This is a genomic window from Hydrogenophaga intermedia, assembly GCF_000723405.1.
In the GTDB taxonomy this organism is placed as follows: Bacteria; Pseudomonadota; Gammaproteobacteria; order Burkholderiales; family Burkholderiaceae_C; genus Hydrogenophaga; species Hydrogenophaga intermedia.
On sequence record NZ_CCAE010000054.1, the window covers coordinates 12,757 to 30,317 of the forward strand.

Genomic DNA, 17,561 nt, shown 5'->3' on the forward strand with positions numbered 1-17,561 from the left:
AAGACACATGCAACGCCGCCACTTCATCGCCGCCTCGGCGTCGGTCTCGGCCCTGGGCCTGCTCGCCGCATCGTCGGCCCACGCGAACGAATGGCCCTCGCGCGCCATCCGCGTCATCGTGCCCGGCGGCCCGGGCTCGCCCGCCGACGTGGCCATCCGCGCCATGCAGGACGTGCTGGCGCGCGAACTCGGCCAGTCCGTCGTGGTGGACAACCGCGCCGGCGGCCAGGGCATCATCGGCGTGGAGGCCACGGCCAAGGCCGCGCCGGATGGCTACACCATCGGCCTCATCAACCTGCAGTCCGCCGTCACGCCCGCCTTGCGCGTGAAAACGCCGTTCGACCTGCAGCGCGACTTCGTGCCCGTGACGCAACTGACCACCGAGTCGCCCATCCTGCTGGCGCGCAAAGACCTGGGCGTGAAAACGCTGGCCGAGCTGGTGGCGCTGGCCAAGACGCGGCCGGGGGAACTGACGCTGGGCAGCGCGGGGGCGGGAACGCCCTCGCACCTGGGCATGGCCCTGTTGCAGCGGGCGGCCGGCATCGAATTGCGGCACATCCCCTACCGCACCATCGCGGCGGCCATCACCGACCTGTCGGGCGGCATGGTCGATGTGGTGCTGGGCGGCTCCGCTGCCGCGCAACAGGGCATCAACGGCGGTCGCCTGGTGGCGCTGGCCATTGCCGCGCCACAGCGCAAGAAGGCTTTCGCCGATCTGCCCACGCTGGCCGAGGCGGGTTACCCCGGCGTGGACCTGCGCGGCTGGACCGGTGTGGTGGCGCCCATGGGCACGCCGCCGGCCATCGTGGCCCGCCTGGGGCAGGCGTTTGCCACCGCGCTCGCCGATCCGGGCGTGTCCTCGCGCATCGCCACCTCCGGTGCGGAGGTGGGTGGCGTCGTGGGGCCGGCCTTCGGCGCTTTCGTGGCGGCCGAGGAGCGGCGCTGGCGCAAGGTGGTGGTCGACGAGAAGATCACCCGGGACTGAGCCGCCCGCGCGCACAATCGCCCCTCCAACGGGAGGGACGTGCGGCATGCGCAAGGTGGAGGAATCGCCCTTCAAGGGCTGGATCGACACGGCGGCGGTGCGCGCCAAGCCCTCGCTGACCGACTTCGATCTCTCCGGCAGCGTGGGCGAACTCAGCGGCGTGCAGTGGTTCGTCTTCGGCGCGGCCGACGACTTCATGTCCCACCCCGCGCTGCGCCGCCTGGGCATGGCCGAGCGCAACTGGCTCTACGCCGCGCGGCTGGTGCAGTTCCTGGACGACATGACGCTCACCGAGCACCGCATCGTCAACACCGCCGCACAACGCGTCGCCGAAGGCCGCCTCGGCGCCCGCGTGCCCGAGGCCCTGGCACTGGACGCCCTGAAGCTCTACACCGATGAGGGCTACCACGCCTGGTTCACCGCTCAGGCCAGCCGCGCGGTGCGCGAGGTGTTCCGCATCGAGGCGCGCGAGGGGCCGGGCCTGAAGATCCCGGCCATCGAGGCCCTGGTGGCCGCGGCGCCCGCCGAGCGACAGGACCTGGCCTGGTTCCTGGTCGGCTTCGTGGGCGAGACCATGATCACCAAGGCCATCGTCGACGTCATGCGCGGCTCGGCGCACTCCGCCATCCAGGCCTTGCTGCTCGCGCACCTGGAGGACGAGTGGGTGCACGCGAAGTACTTCGCGCACCTGTTCTCGCTGGTCTGGGCCGGGCTCGACGTGTCCGGCCGGGTGTACGCCGGCGGCCTGCTGCCGGCGATCATCGGGGCCTTCCACACCTGGGACGCCGCCTTTCACCGCCAGTTGCTGGCGCACGTGGGGCTGGACGCCGCGGCAAGCGAGCGCGTGCTGGACAAGGTGGGCGCCGAGACGGGCCGCGCCGCGCACCAGCGCGCCCGCTGCGCCAACACGCTGCAGGTGCTGGAGCGTTGCGGCGTGTTCAAGGACGCGCGCGTGCGCGCGCAGTTCGTCACAGCGGGCCTGCTGGACCGGGACCGTCCGTACTGAATTCGTGGACCATGACCCCCAACCACAGCATCGACTTCTTCGACCGCCAGTTCCAGCGCCAGATCGCGGAGGGCGAACTCGCGCTCAACCCCTTCGAGCAGGCCACGCTGCCGCACCTGCGCGGACGCGTGCTCGATTTCGGCTGCGGCCTGGGCAACCTGGCCCTGCGCGCGGCGCGCCAGGGCAGTGCGGTGGACGCGCTGGATGCGAGCGCGGCGGCCATCGCCCATCTGCGCGACCTCGCTGCCCGCGAGTCGCTGCCATTGCGCGCCACCGAGGCCGACCTGCGTGACCACGTGCCCGAGGGTCTGTACGACACCGTCGTCTGCATCGGCCTGCTGATGTTCTTCGACTGCGCCAGCGCCTGGCGCCAACTGGAGCGTTTGCAGGCGGCCACCGCACCGGGCGGCGTGCTGGCGCTCAATGTGCTGATCGAGGGGACGACCTTCATGGGCATGTTCGCGCCCGCGGGCCATTGCCTGTTCGAGCCCGGCCATGTGCGGGAGCGCTTCGCCGGCTGGGAGAGCTTGCACGACTCCATCGACACCTTCGACGCACCCGGCGGCACGGCCAAGCGCTTCCTCACGCTCATCGCACGACGGCCCCTCGCCCCCTAGGTGCTTGGCACGGCGGGGATGCGCGCTGCGGCGCCCCGGTGCGAAAATCCCGCTCCATGAACGCCAGCAACACCACCGAACTCATGCACACCCTGGGCCAGCAGGCCCTGGCGGCGTCGCGGCTCATGGCCAAGGCCAGCGTCGCGGCCAAGGCGCAGGCGCTGCGCCGCCTGGCCGCCCTGCTGCGCGAGGCCGGTGAACCACTGGCCCTGGAGAACGCGAAAGACCTGGAGCGCGCCCGCGCCAACGGCCTGGCCGAGCCCCTGGTGGACCGGCTCAAGCTCACACCCAAGGTGATCGAGACGGCGGCGCAGGGCTGCGAACAGCTCGCCGCCATGCCCGACATCATCGGTGAGGTGATGGGGATGAAGCAGATGCCCAGCGGTATCCGCGTGGGCCAGATGCGCGTGCCCATCGGCGTGTTCGGCATGATCTACGAGAGCCGCCCCAACGTGACGATCGAGGCCGCCTCGCTCGCCATCAAGAGCGGCAACGCCGCCATCCTGCGCGGCGGCTCCGAGGCCATCGACTCCAACCGCGCCCTGGCCGCCCTGGTGCAGCGCGCGCTGGTCGACGCCGGCCTGCCCGGCGACGCGGTGCAGCTCGTGCCCACCACCGACCGCGCCGCCGTGGGCCAGCTCATCGCCATGCCGCAGTACGTGGACGTGATCATTCCGCGCGGCGGCAAGGGTCTCATCGAGCGCATCAGCGCCGAGGCCAAGGTGCCCGTCATCAAGCACCTGGACGGCAACTGCCACACCTACGTGGACGACCCCTGCGACATCGCGCTCGCGGTGAAAGTGACCGACAACGCCAAGACGCAGAAGTACAGCCCCTGCAACGCCACCGAAAGCCTGCTGGTGGCGCGCGGCGTGGCGAAGGAGTTCCTGCCGAAGATCGGCACCATCTTCGCGGCCAAGGGCGTGGAGATGCGTGTCTGCGCCGAGAGCCGGGCCATCCTGGCTGGCGTGGGTGGAGCGAAGCTGGTGGACGCCACCGAGCAGGACTGGTACGAGGAATACCTCGCGCCCATCATCAGCATCAAGCTGGTGGACGGCGTGGACGAGGCTATTCGCCACATCAACCGCTACAGCAGCCACCACACCGACGCGATCATCACCACCAACCACGTGCACGCCCAGCGCTTCCTGCGCGAGGTGGACTCGGCCAGCGTCATGGTGAATGCGAGCACCCGCTTCGCCGACGGCTTCGAATTCGGCCTGGGTGCAGAAATCGGCATCAGCACCGACAAGTTCCACGCGCGCGGCCCGGTGGGCGTGGAAGGCCTCACCTCGCTCAAGTACGTGGTGCTGGGCGAGGGCGAGGTGCGCGGCTGAGCGCCGCCACTCCGGTGCGGTGCGGCATGGCGTGATTTGCGCGCCCGGGGCTGAAACCGCTACGCTGTCGCCGGTCGATCGGAACCGGAGACAGGCATGGCGATCAGGGTGGTGCGGCTCGGCAGCCCGAGAGCGAAGAACGAAGGTCTGCGCATCGGCACCGTGCGGCGCCCGCCGCGCGGCGTGCCCAAGAGCGAGTTCGCGCGCCAGGACTGGACACCATGAAGCTCGGCCAGCAGGCCGGCACGCCCGCCGAATGGACCGCGTTCACACGCCGTTACCGCGCTGAAATGGCCACGCCCGAGAATGCGCATGCCGTCGCGCTGCTCGCGGCGATGTCGCACCAGAGCGACTTCTCGGTGGGCTGCTATTGCGAGCACGAGGCGCGCTGCCACCGCTCGGTGCTGCGCGAGTTGCTGGTCGCGGCGGGCGCGCGCCTTGCCGACTGATTCCCCTTCCACTGGAGACACCCACCCATGAGCGAATTCCTGCTGCTGTCCCGAGGCCAATGGGACGCCGACAAGACCCCCGAAGAGATACAGGGCGCCATCGACGCGTTCTACGGGTGGTTCGACGAGCAGGCCGCGGCCGGCGTGATGAAGGCCGGCAGCCGACTGGGCACGGGCTGCCGGCTGGTGACGCGCGATCGCGTGCTCGACGGGCCCTTCACCGAGGCCAAGGAAATCATCGGCGGCTTCTGGTTCATCCATGCCGACAGCCTGGACGAGGCCGCGCGCCTCGCGGCGAAGAACCCCTGCCTGGCCTGCGGCCTGAGCTTCGAGATCCGGCCGCTCGAGGCCGAGCGCGCGAGCGCCTGGCGCGCCGCGAACGAAACGCCGGTGGCTGTTTCGTGAACGCGGCCCTCGCCGTCGCCCTGATCGTCGGCTCGGGCCTCATGGCGGGGGTGTTCTTCGCCTTCTCCACCTTCGTGATGAAGGCCCTGGCGCAACTGCCCGCCGCGCAGGGGGTGGCCGCCATGCAGCGCATCAACGTGGTGGTGCTGAACCCGATGTTCCTGGGCTGCTTCATGGGCACGGCGGCGCTGGGGCTGCTGGCCATCGGCCTGGCCGTGTTCGACTGGCGCGGGGCCGTCTCGGCCTGGATGGTCGCCGCGGGCCTGCTCTACGTGCTGGGTTGCTTCGGCGTCACGATGGTCTTCAACGTGCCGCGCAACGAGCGCTTGGCACGCCTGGACGCCGACTCGCGGGAGGCCGCCGAATACTGGCCGCGCTACGTGCGCGAATGGACCTTCTGGAACCACGTGCGCACGCTGGCGCCGACGCTGGCCGTGGTGTGCGCGGCGGTGGCCTCGCTGCGTTGAAACGTATCCCGACGACCACCATGCAGGCCATCATCAACATCGACGTTCCCGACCTCGACGCCGCCATCGAGTTCTATGCGCGCGCCACCCACCTCACGCTGGTGCGCCGCCTGTTCGACGACACCGTGGCCGAGCTGGAAGGCGCCGGGCTGCGCGTGATGCTGCTGCTGAAGGAGCCTCGCACCACACCCGTGCCGCAGGCCACGCTGGAGCGCGACTACGGCCGGCACTGGACGCCCGTGCACCTGGACTTCGTGGTGGCCGACGTGGAGACCGCCACGCACCAGGCCATGGCCGCTGGCGCGACCCTGGACCTGCCGATCGAGGACTTCGTCTGGGGCCGCCAGGCCTGCCTGCGCGATCCCTTCGGCCACGGCTTCTGCTTCCTGCAGTGGCTGGGCCGCGGCTACGACGAAGTGGCCTGAGCCTTCCCACCCAGAGGAGACCTGCCGATGGACGCCGCGGCGATGCAGAAACTGATCGAACCCCTCTTCCCCGGTCTGATGGGCGTGCGGCTGATCGAGATCGCGCCCGAGCGCGTGGTGGCCGAGATGGCGGTGCGGCCCGATCTCTGCACGGCCGGCGGCATCCTGCACGGCGGGGCGTACATGGCCTTCGCCGACACCTTGGGCGCGGTGGGAACGGTGCTCAACCTCGCACCGGGCCGCCAGACCACCACCACGGATTCGAGCACCAAGTTCATCGCCGGCGCCAGGGTGGGCAGTACGGTGCGCGGCGAAAGCGTGGCGCTGCACCGGGGCCGCACCACGCAGGTCTGGCAGACCAGCGTGTTCAACGCCGAGGGCAAGCTCTGCGCGGTGGTGACGCAGACGCAACTGGTGCTGGAGCCGCGCGCGTGAGTGCGGTCTCGCCGCGTTTGGCGGAGATCGTGCAGGCTCTGCCGCTGCGCGCCGGCTTGCGCGTATTGGAGATCGGTTGCGGCCCCGGCGTCGCGGCGCGCGCCGTGGCCGAGCGCGTCGGGCCATCCGGGTTCGTGCTCGGCATCGATCGCTCGGCGAAAGCCATCGCGCAGGCCATCGCGGGGTCGCGTGACGCCATCGCCTCCGGTCGCCTCGCCTTTCGCCAGGTGGCGATCGAGGACTTCGTGCTCGAATCCGGCGAGAACTGCTACGACCTCGCCTTCGCCGTGCGCGTGGGCGCGCTGGACGGGCGCCATCCCGAGGCAGGTCTTCGCGCCATCGGTCGCTTGCGCGCGGCTCTGGTGAGGGGCGGGCAACTGTTCATCGACGGCGGGGACCCGCTGCGGGAGTTCGCGCTCGAGCGCCAAGCGCCTGCGCGGCGTTAGCATCGCCCGATTCCCAGGAGGCCTTCCATGCTCGCCACCATCGCAAACGTCGTCGTGCTGCTTGTCGCGCTCATCCACGTGTACATCCTCGTGCTCGAGATGTTCCTGTGGGACAAGCCCAAGGGCATGAAGGCCTTCAACCTCACGCCCGAGTTCGCCGCGCAGACCAAGGTGCTGGCGGCCAACCAGGGCCTCTACAACGGGTTCCTGGCGGCCGGCCTGTTCTGGGGCGTGGCGCTGGGGCCGGCGGGCTTCGCGGTCAAGGTGTTCTTCCTGCTGTGCGTGCTGGTGGCCGGCCTTTACGGGGCGGCCACGGCCAGCAAGCGCATCCTGTTCGTGCAGGCCGTGCCGGCGACGCTCGGCCTCGTGCTTCTCTTTCTGAGCCGCTGACCATGCCCCGCACCCTCATTTCATCGGGATCCACCTTCGAGGCGGAGATCGGCTACTCGCGCGCCGTCGTCCAGGGCGACTGGGTCTTCGTTTCCGGCACCACCGGATTCGACTACACCACGATGACCATCGCGCCCGACATCGAAACGCAGACCGAGCAGTGCCTTCGCAACATCGAGGCCGCCCTGCAACAGGCCGGTGCCAGCCTGCGCGACGTGGTGCGCGTGAACTACGTGCTGCCCGACGGCGCCGAATTCCCCAAGACCTGGCCCGTGCTGCGCCGCTTCTTCGGCGAGGTGCGGCCGGCGGCCATGATGATCTCGGCCGGCCTGGCCGACCCGCGCATGCGCATCGAGATCGAGGTGACGGCGCTCAAGGCGTCCGGCTGAGATCCTTCATCCAGGGAGCGAGCATGTTCACCTACATCACCCTGGGCACTGACGATCTGGCGCGCGCCGCGCGCTTCTACGACGCCGTGCTCGGCGCGCTCGGGCAGGTGCGCGCCGAAACCCCCGGCACCGAAGAACCCGGCTGGATCGGCTGGGGCAAGTACGAGGACGATGGCCGCGTGCAGCTCGCGCTCTGGCTGTGCACACCCTTCGACGGCGGCCCGGCGGGCGCGGGCAACGGCAGCATGGTGGCCTTCGCCGCGACGAGCTGGCAGCAGGTGCGAGACTTCCACGCCGCCGCGCTGGCCCACGGCGGCCGCAGCGAGGGCGAGCCCGGCCTGCGCCTCCACTACAACCCCGACTTCTACGCCGCTTACGTGCGCGACCCCGACGGCAACAAGCTCGCCGCCGTGTGCCGCGGCTTCACGAGCGAGCCACCGGCAGAGGGCTGAGGGCCCCGGCGGGGTCCTTGGAATACCCGTCACCGTCCCCAATTACACTGACCGTCCCCGCCCGGCACCGCCCCACCATGGTCCCCCACCTCGTCACAGCCCTCACCGGCCCGATCAACGAACTCGAGCAGCGCATCCTCGAATCCACGCCGGTCATCGAGCGCTGGTTCCGGCTGGAGTGGATGGAGCACACGCCTCCGTTCTATACCTCGGTGGACGTTCGCAACGCGGGCTTCAAGCTCGCGCCGGTGGACACCAACCTCTTCCCCGGCGGCTGGAACCACCTCACGCCCGAGATGATTCCGCTGGCGGTGCAGGCCGCCATGGCGGCCATCGAGAAGATCTGCCCCGAGGCCAAGAACCTGCTGCTGGTGCCCGAGAACACCCGCGACACCTTCTACCTGAGCAACCTGGCCACGCTGCAGAAGATCTTCTACATGGCCGGGCTCAATGTGCGGCTGGGCTCGCTGTCCAACGACATCACGCAGCCCACGCGCATTGACCTGCCCGACGGCGGCCACGTCACGCTGGAGCCGCTCACGCGCGGCAAGCGCCGCCTGGGCCTGAAGAATTTCGACCCCTGCACCATCCTGCTCAACAACGACCTGAGCGCGGGCGTGCCCGGCATCCTCGAAGAGTTGCACGAGCAGTACCTGCTGCCGCCGCTGCACGGTGGCTGGCCGACGCGCCGCAAGAGCACGCACTTCAAGATCTACGAGGAGGTGTCCAAGCGCTTCGGCAAGCTGCTGGGCATGGACCCCTGGCTCATCAATCCCCTGTTCGCCCAGTGCGGTCAGGTGGATTTCGAGGCCGACGCCGGCCTGGAATGCCTGCGCAGCAACACCGACGCGCTGCTCACCAAGGTGCGGCGCAAATACAAGGAATACGGCATCAACGAGAAGCCGTTCGTGGTCATCAAGGCCGACAACGGCACGGGCGGCATGGGCATCATGACCGTGCGCGACGTCAAGGACATCGACCAGCTCTCGCCCAAGACCAAGGCTCGCATGGCGACGGTTCAGGCCGGCCAGGCCGTGACCGAGGTGATCATTCAGGAAGGCGTGCTCACACACGAGCGCATCAACAGCGCCGTGGCTGAGCCCGTGGTCTACATGATGGACCGCTATGTGGTGGGGGGCTTCTACCGCATCCACGCCGACCGCGGCGAGGACGAGAACCTCAATGCCCCGGGTTCCAGCTTCGTCCCCCTGGCCTTCGAGCAGAGCGCGCAACTGCCGCAGCCCGGCGTGAAACCCGGCGCCAGCGTGCCCAACCGCTTCTACATGTACGGCGTGATCGGCCGCCTGGCGATGCTGGCGGCCAGTTACGAGCTCGAGGCCACCGATCCCGAGGCCGAGAACCTCGATTGACGGTCTCGAGGTTGTTGCGGTGCAACAAAAACCACACCCAAGCCCGTTTCAGGGGCGCCACCCGGTGGCGCCCTCCTGGGCGCAGGCGCAGAATCGCCCACTCCTGACGCACACGCCCCGCGGTTCTCCGGCGGGGCCTACGGTTTGAACTCCCGCGCTCCGTCCTCGCTGGCCGCCCTCACGCTCGGCGCCATCGGTGTGGTCTACGGCGACATCGGCACCAGCGTGCTGTACGCCGTCAAAGAGATCTTCGGATCCGGCCACGTTCCCTTCACGCACGCCAACGTCTATGGCGTCCTGTCCATCATCTTCTGGACGCTGACGACCATCGTCTCGCTCAAGTACGTGGTGCTGGTGCTGCGCGCCGACAACGAGGGCGAGGGCGGCCTCATCGCCATGCTCGCGCTGGCCGCCAATGCGGTGAAGGACAAGCCCGCGCTGCGCCGCGCGCTGCTGGTCATCGGCATCTTCGGCACCTCGCTGTTCTATGGCGACGGCGTCATCACACCGGCGATCTCGGTGCTGTCGGCGGTCGAGGGCCTCACGGTCATCTCGCCCGCGCTGCACCCCTACGTCATCCCGCTCACCCTGCTGGTGCTGCTGGTGCTGTTCGCGGTGCAGAAGCGCGGCACCGGCGGCATCGGCCGCTACTTCGGGCCCATCACCCTGCTGTGGTTCCTCGCAGTGGCCGCGCTGGGGGTCTCGCACATCGTGCACCACCCCGAAATCCTGGGCGCGCTCAGCCCGCACCACGCGCTGCGCTTCCTGTGGGAGCAGCCGGGCACCAGCTTCATCATCCTGGGTGCGGTGGTGCTGGCCGTCACCGGCGCCGAGGCGCTGTACGCCGACCTCGGCCACTTCGGCAAGAAGCCGATCCGCCTGGCCTGGTTCTCGGTGGTCATGCCCTGCCTCACGCTCAACTACTTCGGCCAGGGGGCGCTGCTGCTGGCCGACCCGAGCGCGGTGAGCAACCCCTTCTTCCGCATGGCGCCCACCTGGGCCCTACTGCCCCTGGTGGTGCTGGCCACCCTGGCCACGGTCATCGCCTCGCAGGCGCTCATCTCGGGTGCCTTCAGCGTCACCAAGCAGGCCATCCAGCTCGGCTACCTGCCGCGGCTGAACCTGCGCCACACCAGCGTGCGCGACACCGGGCAGATCTACATCCCCTTCGTGAACTGGTCGCTGTTCACCGCCATCGTGCTCGCGGTGGTGATGTTCAAGTCCTCCAGCAACCTGGCCTCTGCCTACGGCATCGCCGTCACGCTGGACATGCTGATCACGACCACGCTCACCTTCTTCGTCATCCGCCACGCCTGGAAGTACCCGCTGTGGCTGTGCGTGGCGGCCACGGGGGTGTTCTTCCTCATCGACCTGGCCTTCTTCAGCTCCAACATGCTCAAGCTGTTCCACGGCGGCTGGTTCCCGCTGGTCATCGGCGGTGGGGTGTTCACGCTCATGATGACCTGGAAGCAGGGGCGCCGCCTCATGTCCAAGGCGCAGCAGGCCGAGGCGCTGGACCTCAACGGCTTCCTCGAAGCCGTGTTCGTCGAGCCGCCGCTGCGCGTGCCCGGCGTGGCGGTGTTCATGACGGCCGAACCCGGCATCGTGCCCAACGCGCTGCTGCACAACCTCAAGCACAACAAGGTGCTGCATGAGCAGAACCTGTTTGTCAACGTGCGTTCGCACCAGGTGCCCTGGATCGGCTTCAACCAACGCCTGGAAGTCGAACCCCTGGGCCACGACTGCTGGGCCGTGACCATCCACTACGGTTTCAAGAACGACCCCGACGTGCCAGTCGCGCTGGAGCCGCTGCGCCTGCGTGGCTGCGAGATCGAACCCATGACCACCAGCTACTTCCTATCGCGCGACGTGGTGACCCCCACCCTGGGCAGCGGCATGGCGCCCTGGCGAGAAAAGCTGTTCGCGGCCATGCACCACAACGCCGCGGGGGCGGCGGCCTTCCTGCACCTGCCGGCCAACGCTGTGGTGGAGCTCGGTTCAAAAGTCGAGATCTGAGCGCGCGCCTGGCACGCGGCAGAATCGCGCGATGCGATTTTTCCGTGACCTCAGCCTCTCCGCCGCCACCGCCGGCTTCGTCGCGGTGCTCGTGGGCTTCACGAGTTCGGTGGCCATCGTCTTCCAGGCCGCGCAGGCCTTCAACGCCACGCCGGCGCAGATCACGTCCTGGATGTGGGCGCTGGGCCTGGGCATGGGGCTGTGCTCGGCGATTCCCTCGCTCATCCTGCGCCAGCCCGTGATGGTGGCCTGGAGCACGCCCGGCGCGGCGGTGCTGGCCAGCGCGGGTCTCGCGGGTGGTTTCACCATGGCCGAAGCCATCGGCGCCTTCCTGATCTGCGGCGCGCTCATCACCCTGGCGGGTGCCACCGGCTGGTTCGAGCGCGTGATGAACCGAATTCCCATGGCCATTGCCGCCGCGCTGCTGGCCGGCGTGCTGGCGCGCTTCGGACTGCAGGCCTTCGGTGCCGCGCAGACCGCGCTGGCCCTGGTGGTACTGATGCTGCTGGTGTACCTGGTGTCGCGCCGCCTGGCGCCGCGCTACGCGGTGGTGTTCACGCTGCTCGCGGGCGTGGCGCAGGTGGTGGTCTCCGGCCGCTTCAACGCGGGCGCGCTCACGCTCGAATGGGCGGTGCCGGTGTTCACCGCGCCCAGCTTCAGCTTCGCCGCCTTCACCAGCCTGGCGCTGCCGCTGTTCATCGTCACCATGGCCTCGCAGAACCTGCCGGGCGTGGCGGCCATCCGCGCGGCGGGCTACGACATGCCCATCTCGCGCATCCTCACCGTCACGGGCATCGCCACGCTGGTGCTGGCGCCCTTCGGCGCCTTCGCGCTCAACCTGTCGGCCATCACCGCGGCGATCTGCATGGGCCCCGAGGCCCACCCCGACCGCGACAAGCGCTACACCGCCGCCGTGGTGTGCGGCGCGCTGTACGTGGCCATCGGCCTGGTGGGCGCGCTGGTCACGGGCCTGCTGATCGCCTTCCCTCGCGAACTGGTGATGGCCATCGCCGGCATCGCGCTGCTGGGTAGCATCGGTGGCGGCCTGCACACCGCGCTCAAGGACGATCAGCACCGCGAGGCCGCGCTCATCACCTTCCTCGTCACGCTCAGTGGCGTGGTAATCGCCGGCGTCGGCTCGGCCTTTTGGGGGGTGGTGGCCGGCGCCGTCGCGCTCTTTGTGCAACAGTACGGCCTCGCGAAGAAACCTCCCCGCCCATGACGAAGAAGATCCTGGTCGTCGCCGACCCGCTCGAAGTTTTCAAGACCTACAAGGACAGCACCTTCGCCATGATGCGCGAGCTGCAGCGCCGCGGCCACACGCTGGCGGCCTGCGAGCCGCGCGACTTGCAGTGGGTGAGTGGCGGACGTGTCACGGCCCAGGTGCGGCACCTGCGCCTCACGGGCGAGCTGGACCATTGGTTCGACGTGACGGGTGAGGGCCGCGAGGCCCTGGCGGGCTTCGACGCCGTGCTGATGCGCAAGGACCCGCCCTTTGACAGCGAGTTCTTCTACGCCACTCACCTGCTGGAGCAGGCCGAGCGCGAGGGAACGCGCGTCTTCAACAAGCCCGCCGCGCTGCGCGACCACCCCGAGAAGCTGGCGCTGATGGAATGGCCGCAGTTCGCGCCGCCCACGCTGGTCACTCGCTCGGCCGAGGACGTGCGCGCCTTCCACGCCGAGCACCGCGACGTGATCCTCAAGCCGCTGGACGGCATGGGCGGCATGGGCATCTTCCGTGTGAAGGAAGATGGCCTGAACCTGGGCTCGATCACCGAAACGCTCAACCAGGGCGGCGCCACCAGCGTGATGGTGCAGCGCTACCTCCCCGAGATCGTGCAGGGCGACAAGCGCCTGCTGCTCATCGGCGGCCGGGTGGCGCCCTTCGTGCTCGCGCGCATTCCGCAGGGCAGCGAGGTGCGCGGCAACCTGGCGGCCGGCGGCAAGGGCGTGGCCCAGCCGCTCAGCGACGACAACCGCGCCGTGGCCGAGGCCATGGCGCCCACGTTGGCCGCGCGCGGCCTGCTGCTGGTGGGCCTGGACATGATCGGCAACCGCGTGACCGAGATCAATGTCACCAGCCCCACCTGCTTCCAGGAAATCCAGCAACAGACCGGCTTCGACGTGCCCGCGATGTTCGTGGACGCGCTGGAGGCGGCGCTGGGCTGAAGCGATGTGTTACCAGCTCATGCCGCGCCAGGCCGCCCGCTTGCCCCACACTGAGCCATGAACACACCATCCACCACCCCGCCCGTCCCCGCCAACGTGGCCATGGCCTCGCCGCCGGTGGACCCGCTGTTTCTCGCCACCCCGAAGATCTCCACCTTCAACGGTGAGCAATCGCTCACCAACGCGAGCGGCTTCTTCTTCCAGCGTGGCGAGCGCCTGTTCCTGGCGACCAGCCGCCACGTCTTCATCGACGAAGACAGCGACCACCGGCCCGACCGCATCGAGATCACGCTGCACCTGGATGCGAAAGATCTGACCCGCTGCACCGGCTTCTCGATGCTGCTCTACGCGGACGGCACGGCCGTGTGGCACCAGGGCCAGGACAGTGGTGGCGACGTCGACGTCGCCGTGCTGGAGATCGAGCGCGAGGCCTTGCCGGACGAGGCGGTGCTGTTCGCCTTCACCCCCGAGCATCTGGTGCGCGATTTCGGTGCCGTGCCGGTGGACGCCACGGTGTTCATCGTGGGCTTTCCGCTGGGCTTTCAGGACGAGGTGCACCAGTTGCCCGTGCTGCGCCGCGCGGCCATCGCCTCACCGTTCGGCATCCGCTTCCAGGGCCAGGGCATGTTTCTCACTGACGGGCGCGCGCACCGCGGCATCAGCGGGGCGCCGGTGGTGATGCGCGACACCGGGCCCGCGACCGGGGCACTGCCCTGGCGGCTGTTGGGCATTCATTCCTCGCGCATGGACATGGGCAACCGGGATCAGGTGCTGGACGAGTCCCTGGGTCTCAACGGCGCCTGGTACGCAGACATCCTGCTCACGCTGACGCAGGATCCACCGGCTCCGGCCCCGACTGCGCCAGCCGAGCCCGCTGCCAGCGACAGGCCACCGCCCAAAGCCCCTGTGTGAAGCCCCGGGGCGGCGGCTTCGCTCAGCGCGGCTGCTTGACGATGCGCAGGTAGGGCTTGGGCGCCTTCCAGCCCTCGGGGAACAGCGTCTTGGCGTCATCGTCGCTGACCGAGCCGGCGATGATCACGTCCTGCCCTTGCGTCCAGTTCACCGGCGTGGCCACCTTGTGCTTCGCGGTGAGTTGCATCGAGTCGAGCACGCGCAGTATCTCGTCGAAGTTTCGCCCCGTGGTCATGGGGTAGGTCATCATCAGCTTGATCTTCTTGTCGGGCCCGATGATGAAGACCGAGCGCACGGTGGCGTTGGTGGCGGCGGTGCGGCCATCGGCCGAGCCGGGCTCCTCGGCGGGCAGCATGTTGTAGAGCTTGGCGACCTTCAGGTCGACGTCGCCGATCATGGGGTACTTGACGGTGGCGCCCTGCGTTTCCTCGATGTCGGCGACCCACTTGCCGTGGCTCTCCACGGGGTCCACCGACAGGCCGATGAGCTTGGCGTTGCGCTTCGTGAACTCGGGTTCGATGCGCGCCATGTAGCCCAGCTCGGTGGTGCAGACGGGCGTGAAGTCCTTGGGGTGCGAGAACAGGATCGCCCACTGGTCGCCGATCCAGGTGTGGAAGTCGATGACGCCCTGCGTGGTCTGGGCGGTGAAGTTCGGTGCGGTGTCGTTGATGCGAAGGGACATGCCGGGCTCCTGGGCGAGTGGAAAGCCCCGTAGTGTGCGCAGTCCGAAAGACCGTGTCGATGAGGGAGGTTCCCCCGTGTCGGGTTGCCCGCTTCAGTACAGGCGCACCGCGACGTCGAAGTGCCAGCTTCGGCGGATCTCGATCACGTCGTACAGGCGGGACATGGCGGGCGTGAAGGGCAGGTGCGTCATGCCTTGGACCATGCGCGGAATGGCCTCGTCGATGGCGGCCACGCCGCTGGTGCGCACCACCGTCACCGACTCGATGGTGCCGTCGCTGCGGATGGCGACGTTCACCACCGGGTCCGTGTAGCGCTGCCTCGCCGCCTGGCGCACCAGTTCCACTGGCATGTTCATCTCGATGCGCTTGGCCCAGGCCTCGGCGTAAAGCACGAGCTCGCGGTTGGGGTCGTAGCGGCCGAACATGCGCACGCGGCGCAGTGAGCTGACGGTAGGGTTGCGCTGCGCCTCGGCCTCGGCGGCGGCGCGGCGGTCGGCCTCTTCGTTGAGCTGGCGCCCGATGGCGCGGCGGCGCTCCTCGCGGGCCTCGTCCTCGGCTGCGCGTTCGGCCTGCAGGCGCGCGGCCTCGGCCTGCGCGGCGGCGTCGCGCTCCCCCTGGAGGCGGGCGGCTTCTGCTGCCTGGGTTGCGGCTTGTGACGCGGCGGCTGCGGCAGCGGCAGCGCGGGCTGCCGCCTGACCTTCGGCCTCGAGCCTGGCCGCCTGCGCCTGCGCCTGCGCCTGCGCTTGAGCTTGAGCTTGAGCTTGAGCTTGAGCTTGAGCTTGAGCTTGAGCTTGAGCTGCCGCCAGTTCCGTGGCCCGTTGCGCTGCCTCGGCCTCGGCCAGGCGCTGTGCCTCCTGCCTGGCAGCCGCTTCGCGCTGAGCGGCTTGTCGTGCGGCGTCGGCTGCCTGACGTTCGGCCTCACGCGCCGCTTGCTGTTCCGCCGCGAGGCGTTCGGCCTCGGCCCGCTCGGCTGCCTGCCGAGCGGCTTCGCGCTGAGCGGCGGCTTGTTGTTCCGCTTCCAGCCGCTGCGCCGCTTGCTGCTCGGCCTGACGCTGCGCTTCCAGTCGCTCGCGGGTCAATTGTTCGTTGGCCAGCCGTTCGGCCTCCGCCCGCGCGGCTTGCTGGCGGGCGAGCTCTTGACGGGCCAACTCCTGGCGAGCGATTTCCTGGCGAGCCGTCTCCTCTCGGTCGGCGGCCTCACGCTGCGCCTTTTGCGCCTGCTGCGCCCGTTCCGCTGCTCGCTGGGCGGCCTCCTGGCGGGCCGCCTCCTGTCGCTCGACTTCCTGTTGGAGCTGCTGCGCTTCGCGCGCGGCGGCCTGCCGAGTCGCTTCCACGCGCTCGGCCTCGGCCCGGGCGATCGCCTGGCGCAGGGCGTCCTGGCGTTCGACCTCCAGGCGTTCCATCTCGGCGCGTTGCGCCGTCACCTGTTCGGCCGCTTGCCGGGCCGCCAGTTCGTTGTCGGCCTGCTGACGTTCGGCAGCCTGCCGCACCGCGGCTTCCTGCTGCTCGGCCGCGACGCGTGCCGCCTCCCGTTGGGTGGCCGCCTCACGCTCGGCGGATTGCCGGGCGGCGTCCGCCTGCGCGGCCGCCGCCCTGGCCGCCGTTTCCTGTGCGGCTGCCTCACGCGCCTCGGCCTGCTGGGCTGCCAGTTCACGCGCTCTCGCCTGCTGGGCCGCCTCACGTTGCGCCGCCGCCTGCCGGGCCGCTGCGCGGCGCTCGGCCGCTCGCCGCTCGGCCAACTGGCGCGCCGCTTCCGCGCGTTGGGCTTCCCGGCGCGCCGCCTCTTGCCTCAAGGCTTCCTGTCGCTGGGCCTCCTGCCGTCGTGCCTGCAACGCGGCGTGGTCGAGCACCGTCAAGGCCCCGGTGCTCTGGGGCGCCGGCGGGGTGGGTCGGGGCGCGGACGCGGAGGTGGACGGCGCCCCTTCGTCGGCAGGCGCTGGCGGCGGCGACAGGCGCACCCGCAACTCAGGCATCTCGGTGCGCCGCTCCTTCCACGGCAACTCCAGCCCTGGCAGGTCCAGGCCGTCGCCAAAGGTCAGGCTCAGGATGAGTGCGTGCACCAGCAGCGAGATCGACCAGGCGAAGGTCTGGCGTCGCGGCTCGGACACCAGCCAGCCGCGGGGCCGCCAGCGGTAGGCCAGCACCGCCGCCAGTGGCGGCAGCGGCCGTCGCGTCGGCGCCTCGTTGTTCTTCGCGGTCTGCATCGGGCGCATTGTCTCGTCCAAACCGGCGCGCCCGCCGCGCCAGGGGCCGCCCGCGCCCCGCTTTTTTCAGCGCCGGTGTCGATTTCGGGCGCCGTCGACCGTCGTCGTGATCAGATGGCGGTCGGACGAGCGGACCGCCACGACGCCCCAGGACCTCGCGCAAAGGAATGCATCCATGGCCACGAACGACAAGCCCCAGGGCCCCGCGTCCTACTTTCCCTCGATCGAAAAGCGGTACGGCCAGCCCATCGAGCACTGGATGGGTGTACTGCGTCAGGCCGGCCCGCGCAAGCACATGGAGCTGGTGGCGCTGTTGAAGGCCGACCACGGACTGGGCCATGGGCACGCCAATGCGCTGGTGGCGTGGTTCCTGGCCCAACGGGGGTGAGCGAGCGCTTACGGCA

General features: G+C 69.6%; 20 protein-coding genes and 1 pseudogene. 19 read left to right on the forward strand and 2 right to left on the reverse strand.

Annotation, left to right across the window (positions count from 1 at the left end; translation table 11 throughout):
* The first annotated feature begins 7 nt into the window (after nt 1-7).
* From BN948_RS21235 to BN948_RS21320, 18 genes and pseudogenes are all read left to right on the forward strand, one after another.
* The gene (locus BN948_RS21235) at nt 8-985 is read left to right on the forward strand and encodes a Bug family tripartite tricarboxylate transporter substrate binding protein (protein ID WP_035623652.1); all 978 of its coding nucleotides are present in this window, start codon (nt 8-10) and stop codon (nt 983-985) included.
* Nucleotides 986-1,031: 46 nt separating this feature from the next.
* The gene (locus BN948_RS21240; RefSeq protein WP_009517481.1) at nt 1,032-1,991 is read left to right on the forward strand and encodes a diiron oxygenase; all 960 of its coding nucleotides are present in this window, start codon (nt 1,032-1,034) and stop codon (nt 1,989-1,991) included.
* An 11-nt stretch (nt 1,992-2,002) separates the two neighbouring features.
* On the forward strand, nt 2,003-2,608 hold the full coding sequence (locus tag BN948_RS21245; protein ID WP_009517482.1) for an SAM-dependent methyltransferase: 606 nt from the start codon (nt 2,003-2,005) through the stop codon (nt 2,606-2,608).
* Between the two features lie 56 nt (nt 2,609-2,664).
* A complete protein-coding gene (locus BN948_RS21250) occupies nt 2,665-3,945 on the forward strand; it encodes a glutamate-5-semialdehyde dehydrogenase (protein WP_009517483.1) in 1,281 nt (426 codons plus the stop codon).
* A 96-nt stretch (nt 3,946-4,041) separates the two neighbouring features.
* Nucleotides 4,042-4,394: pseudogene (locus tag BN948_RS21255) on the forward strand (DUF488 domain-containing protein).
* A 27-nt stretch (nt 4,395-4,421) separates the two neighbouring features.
* Nucleotides 4,422-4,799, forward strand: coding sequence for a YciI family protein (locus tag BN948_RS21260; protein ID WP_009517486.1), 378 nt, complete (start codon nt 4,422-4,424; stop codon nt 4,797-4,799).
* Complete coding sequence (locus tag BN948_RS21265) at nt 4,796-5,266, forward strand: anthrone oxygenase family protein (RefSeq protein ID WP_009517487.1); 471 nt, start codon at nt 4,796-4,798, stop codon at nt 5,264-5,266. The genes BN948_RS21260 and BN948_RS21265 overlap by 4 nt, the downstream gene beginning before the upstream one ends.
* Nucleotides 5,267-5,286: 20 nt before the next feature.
* On the forward strand, nt 5,287-5,691 hold the full coding sequence (locus tag BN948_RS21270) for a VOC family protein (RefSeq protein WP_009517488.1): 405 nt from the start codon (nt 5,287-5,289) through the stop codon (nt 5,689-5,691).
* Between the two features lie 27 nt (nt 5,692-5,718).
* Nucleotides 5,719-6,126: a PaaI family thioesterase gene (locus BN948_RS21275; RefSeq protein WP_009517489.1), complete on the forward strand. Its 408-nt coding sequence runs from the start codon at nt 5,719-5,721 to the stop codon at nt 6,124-6,126.
* A complete protein-coding gene (locus BN948_RS21280) occupies nt 6,123-6,572 on the forward strand; it encodes a class I SAM-dependent methyltransferase (RefSeq protein ID WP_009517491.1) in 450 nt (149 codons plus the stop codon). Before BN948_RS21275 ends, BN948_RS21280 begins: the two co-directional genes overlap by 4 nt.
* Nucleotides 6,573-6,599: 27 nt before the next feature.
* The gene (locus tag BN948_RS21285; protein WP_009517492.1) at nt 6,600-6,962 is read left to right on the forward strand and encodes a DUF1304 domain-containing protein; all 363 of its coding nucleotides are present in this window, start codon (nt 6,600-6,602) and stop codon (nt 6,960-6,962) included.
* Between the two features lie 2 nt (nt 6,963-6,964).
* A complete protein-coding gene (locus tag BN948_RS21290; RefSeq protein ID WP_009517493.1) occupies nt 6,965-7,351 on the forward strand; it encodes a RidA family protein in 387 nt (128 codons plus the stop codon).
* Nucleotides 7,352-7,374: 23 nt separating this feature from the next.
* Nucleotides 7,375-7,803: a VOC family protein gene (locus BN948_RS21295; RefSeq protein WP_035623656.1), complete on the forward strand. Its 429-nt coding sequence runs from the start codon at nt 7,375-7,377 to the stop codon at nt 7,801-7,803.
* A gap of 77 nt (nt 7,804-7,880) precedes the next feature.
* Nucleotides 7,881-9,173, forward strand: coding sequence for a glutamate--cysteine ligase (gene gshA, locus BN948_RS21300; protein ID WP_009517495.1), 1,293 nt, complete (start codon nt 7,881-7,883; stop codon nt 9,171-9,173).
* A 144-nt stretch (nt 9,174-9,317) separates the two neighbouring features.
* Nucleotides 9,318-11,189 (forward strand): potassium transporter Kup, encoded by a 1,872-nt coding sequence (locus BN948_RS21305; protein WP_009517496.1) that lies wholly within the window; start codon nt 9,318-9,320, stop codon nt 11,187-11,189.
* Nucleotides 11,190-11,220: 31 nt separating this feature from the next.
* The gene (locus BN948_RS21310; RefSeq protein WP_009517497.1) at nt 11,221-12,411 is read left to right on the forward strand and encodes a benzoate/H(+) symporter BenE family transporter; all 1,191 of its coding nucleotides are present in this window, start codon (nt 11,221-11,223) and stop codon (nt 12,409-12,411) included.
* A complete protein-coding gene (gene gshB / locus BN948_RS21315) occupies nt 12,408-13,358 on the forward strand; it encodes a glutathione synthase (RefSeq protein WP_009517498.1) in 951 nt (316 codons plus the stop codon). The genes BN948_RS21310 and gshB overlap by 4 nt, the downstream gene beginning before the upstream one ends.
* A gap of 57 nt (nt 13,359-13,415) precedes the next feature.
* A complete protein-coding gene (locus BN948_RS21320; RefSeq protein ID WP_009517499.1) occupies nt 13,416-14,270 on the forward strand; it encodes a S1 family peptidase in 855 nt (284 codons plus the stop codon).
* 22 nt (nt 14,271-14,292) lie between these two features.
* Here the strand turns inward: BN948_RS21320 and BN948_RS21325 are convergent, their stop codons facing one another.
* Both BN948_RS21325 and BN948_RS25855 read right to left on the reverse strand, forming a co-directional pair.
* Nucleotides 14,293-14,952: a peroxiredoxin gene (locus BN948_RS21325; RefSeq protein WP_009517500.1), complete on the reverse strand. Its 660-nt coding sequence runs from the start codon at nt 14,950-14,952 to the stop codon at nt 14,293-14,295.
* Nucleotides 14,953-15,045: 93 nt separating this feature from the next.
* Nucleotides 15,046-17,157, reverse strand: a complete 2,112-nt coding sequence (locus BN948_RS25855) for a TonB C-terminal domain-containing protein (RefSeq protein ID WP_050980633.1) — start codon at nt 17,155-17,157, stop codon at nt 15,046-15,048.
* Nucleotides 17,158-17,332: 175 nt separating this feature from the next.
* Between BN948_RS25855 and BN948_RS21340 the strand changes: the two genes are divergently transcribed.
* Entirely contained in the window at nt 17,333-17,545 is a 213-nt protein-coding gene (locus BN948_RS21340; protein ID WP_009517502.1) for a DUF4287 domain-containing protein, read from the forward strand.
* The last annotated feature ends 16 nt before the right edge of the window (nt 17,546-17,561 follow it).

Coding starts and splice junctions, on each gene's coding strand:
- BN948_RS21270 (WP_009517488.1), top strand. CDS start 5,287: ATGCAGGCCATCATCAACATCGACGTTCCCGACCTCGACGCCGCCATC.
- BN948_RS21325 (WP_009517500.1), bottom strand. CDS start 14,952: ATGTCCCTTCGCATCAACGACACCGCACCGAACTTCACCGCCCAGACC.
- BN948_RS21295 (WP_035623656.1), top strand. CDS start 7,375: ATGTTCACCTACATCACCCTGGGCACTGACGATCTGGCGCGCGCCGCG.
- BN948_RS21285 (WP_009517492.1), top strand. CDS start 6,600: ATGCTCGCCACCATCGCAAACGTCGTCGTGCTGCTTGTCGCGCTCATC.
- BN948_RS21245 (WP_009517482.1), top strand. CDS start 2,003: ATGACCCCCAACCACAGCATCGACTTCTTCGACCGCCAGTTCCAGCGC.
- BN948_RS21320 (WP_009517499.1), top strand. CDS start 13,416: ATGAACACACCATCCACCACCCCGCCCGTCCCCGCCAACGTGGCCATG.
- BN948_RS21260 (WP_009517486.1), top strand. CDS start 4,422: ATGAGCGAATTCCTGCTGCTGTCCCGAGGCCAATGGGACGCCGACAAG.
- BN948_RS21340 (WP_009517502.1), top strand. CDS start 17,333: ATGGCCACGAACGACAAGCCCCAGGGCCCCGCGTCCTACTTTCCCTCG.
- BN948_RS25855 (WP_050980633.1), bottom strand. CDS start 17,157: ATGCAGACCGCGAAGAACAACGAGGCGCCGACGCGACGGCCGCTGCCG.
- gshA (WP_009517495.1), top strand. CDS start 7,881: ATGGTCCCCCACCTCGTCACAGCCCTCACCGGCCCGATCAACGAACTC.
- BN948_RS21240 (WP_009517481.1), top strand. CDS start 1,032: ATGCGCAAGGTGGAGGAATCGCCCTTCAAGGGCTGGATCGACACGGCG.
- BN948_RS21290 (WP_009517493.1), top strand. CDS start 6,965: ATGCCCCGCACCCTCATTTCATCGGGATCCACCTTCGAGGCGGAGATC.
- gshB (WP_009517498.1), top strand. CDS start 12,408: ATGACGAAGAAGATCCTGGTCGTCGCCGACCCGCTCGAAGTTTTCAAG.
- BN948_RS21275 (WP_009517489.1), top strand. CDS start 5,719: ATGGACGCCGCGGCGATGCAGAAACTGATCGAACCCCTCTTCCCCGGT.
- BN948_RS21310 (WP_009517497.1), top strand. CDS start 11,221: ATGCGATTTTTCCGTGACCTCAGCCTCTCCGCCGCCACCGCCGGCTTC.
- BN948_RS21235 (WP_035623652.1), top strand. CDS start 8: ATGCAACGCCGCCACTTCATCGCCGCCTCGGCGTCGGTCTCGGCCCTG.
- BN948_RS21250 (WP_009517483.1), top strand. CDS start 2,665: ATGAACGCCAGCAACACCACCGAACTCATGCACACCCTGGGCCAGCAG.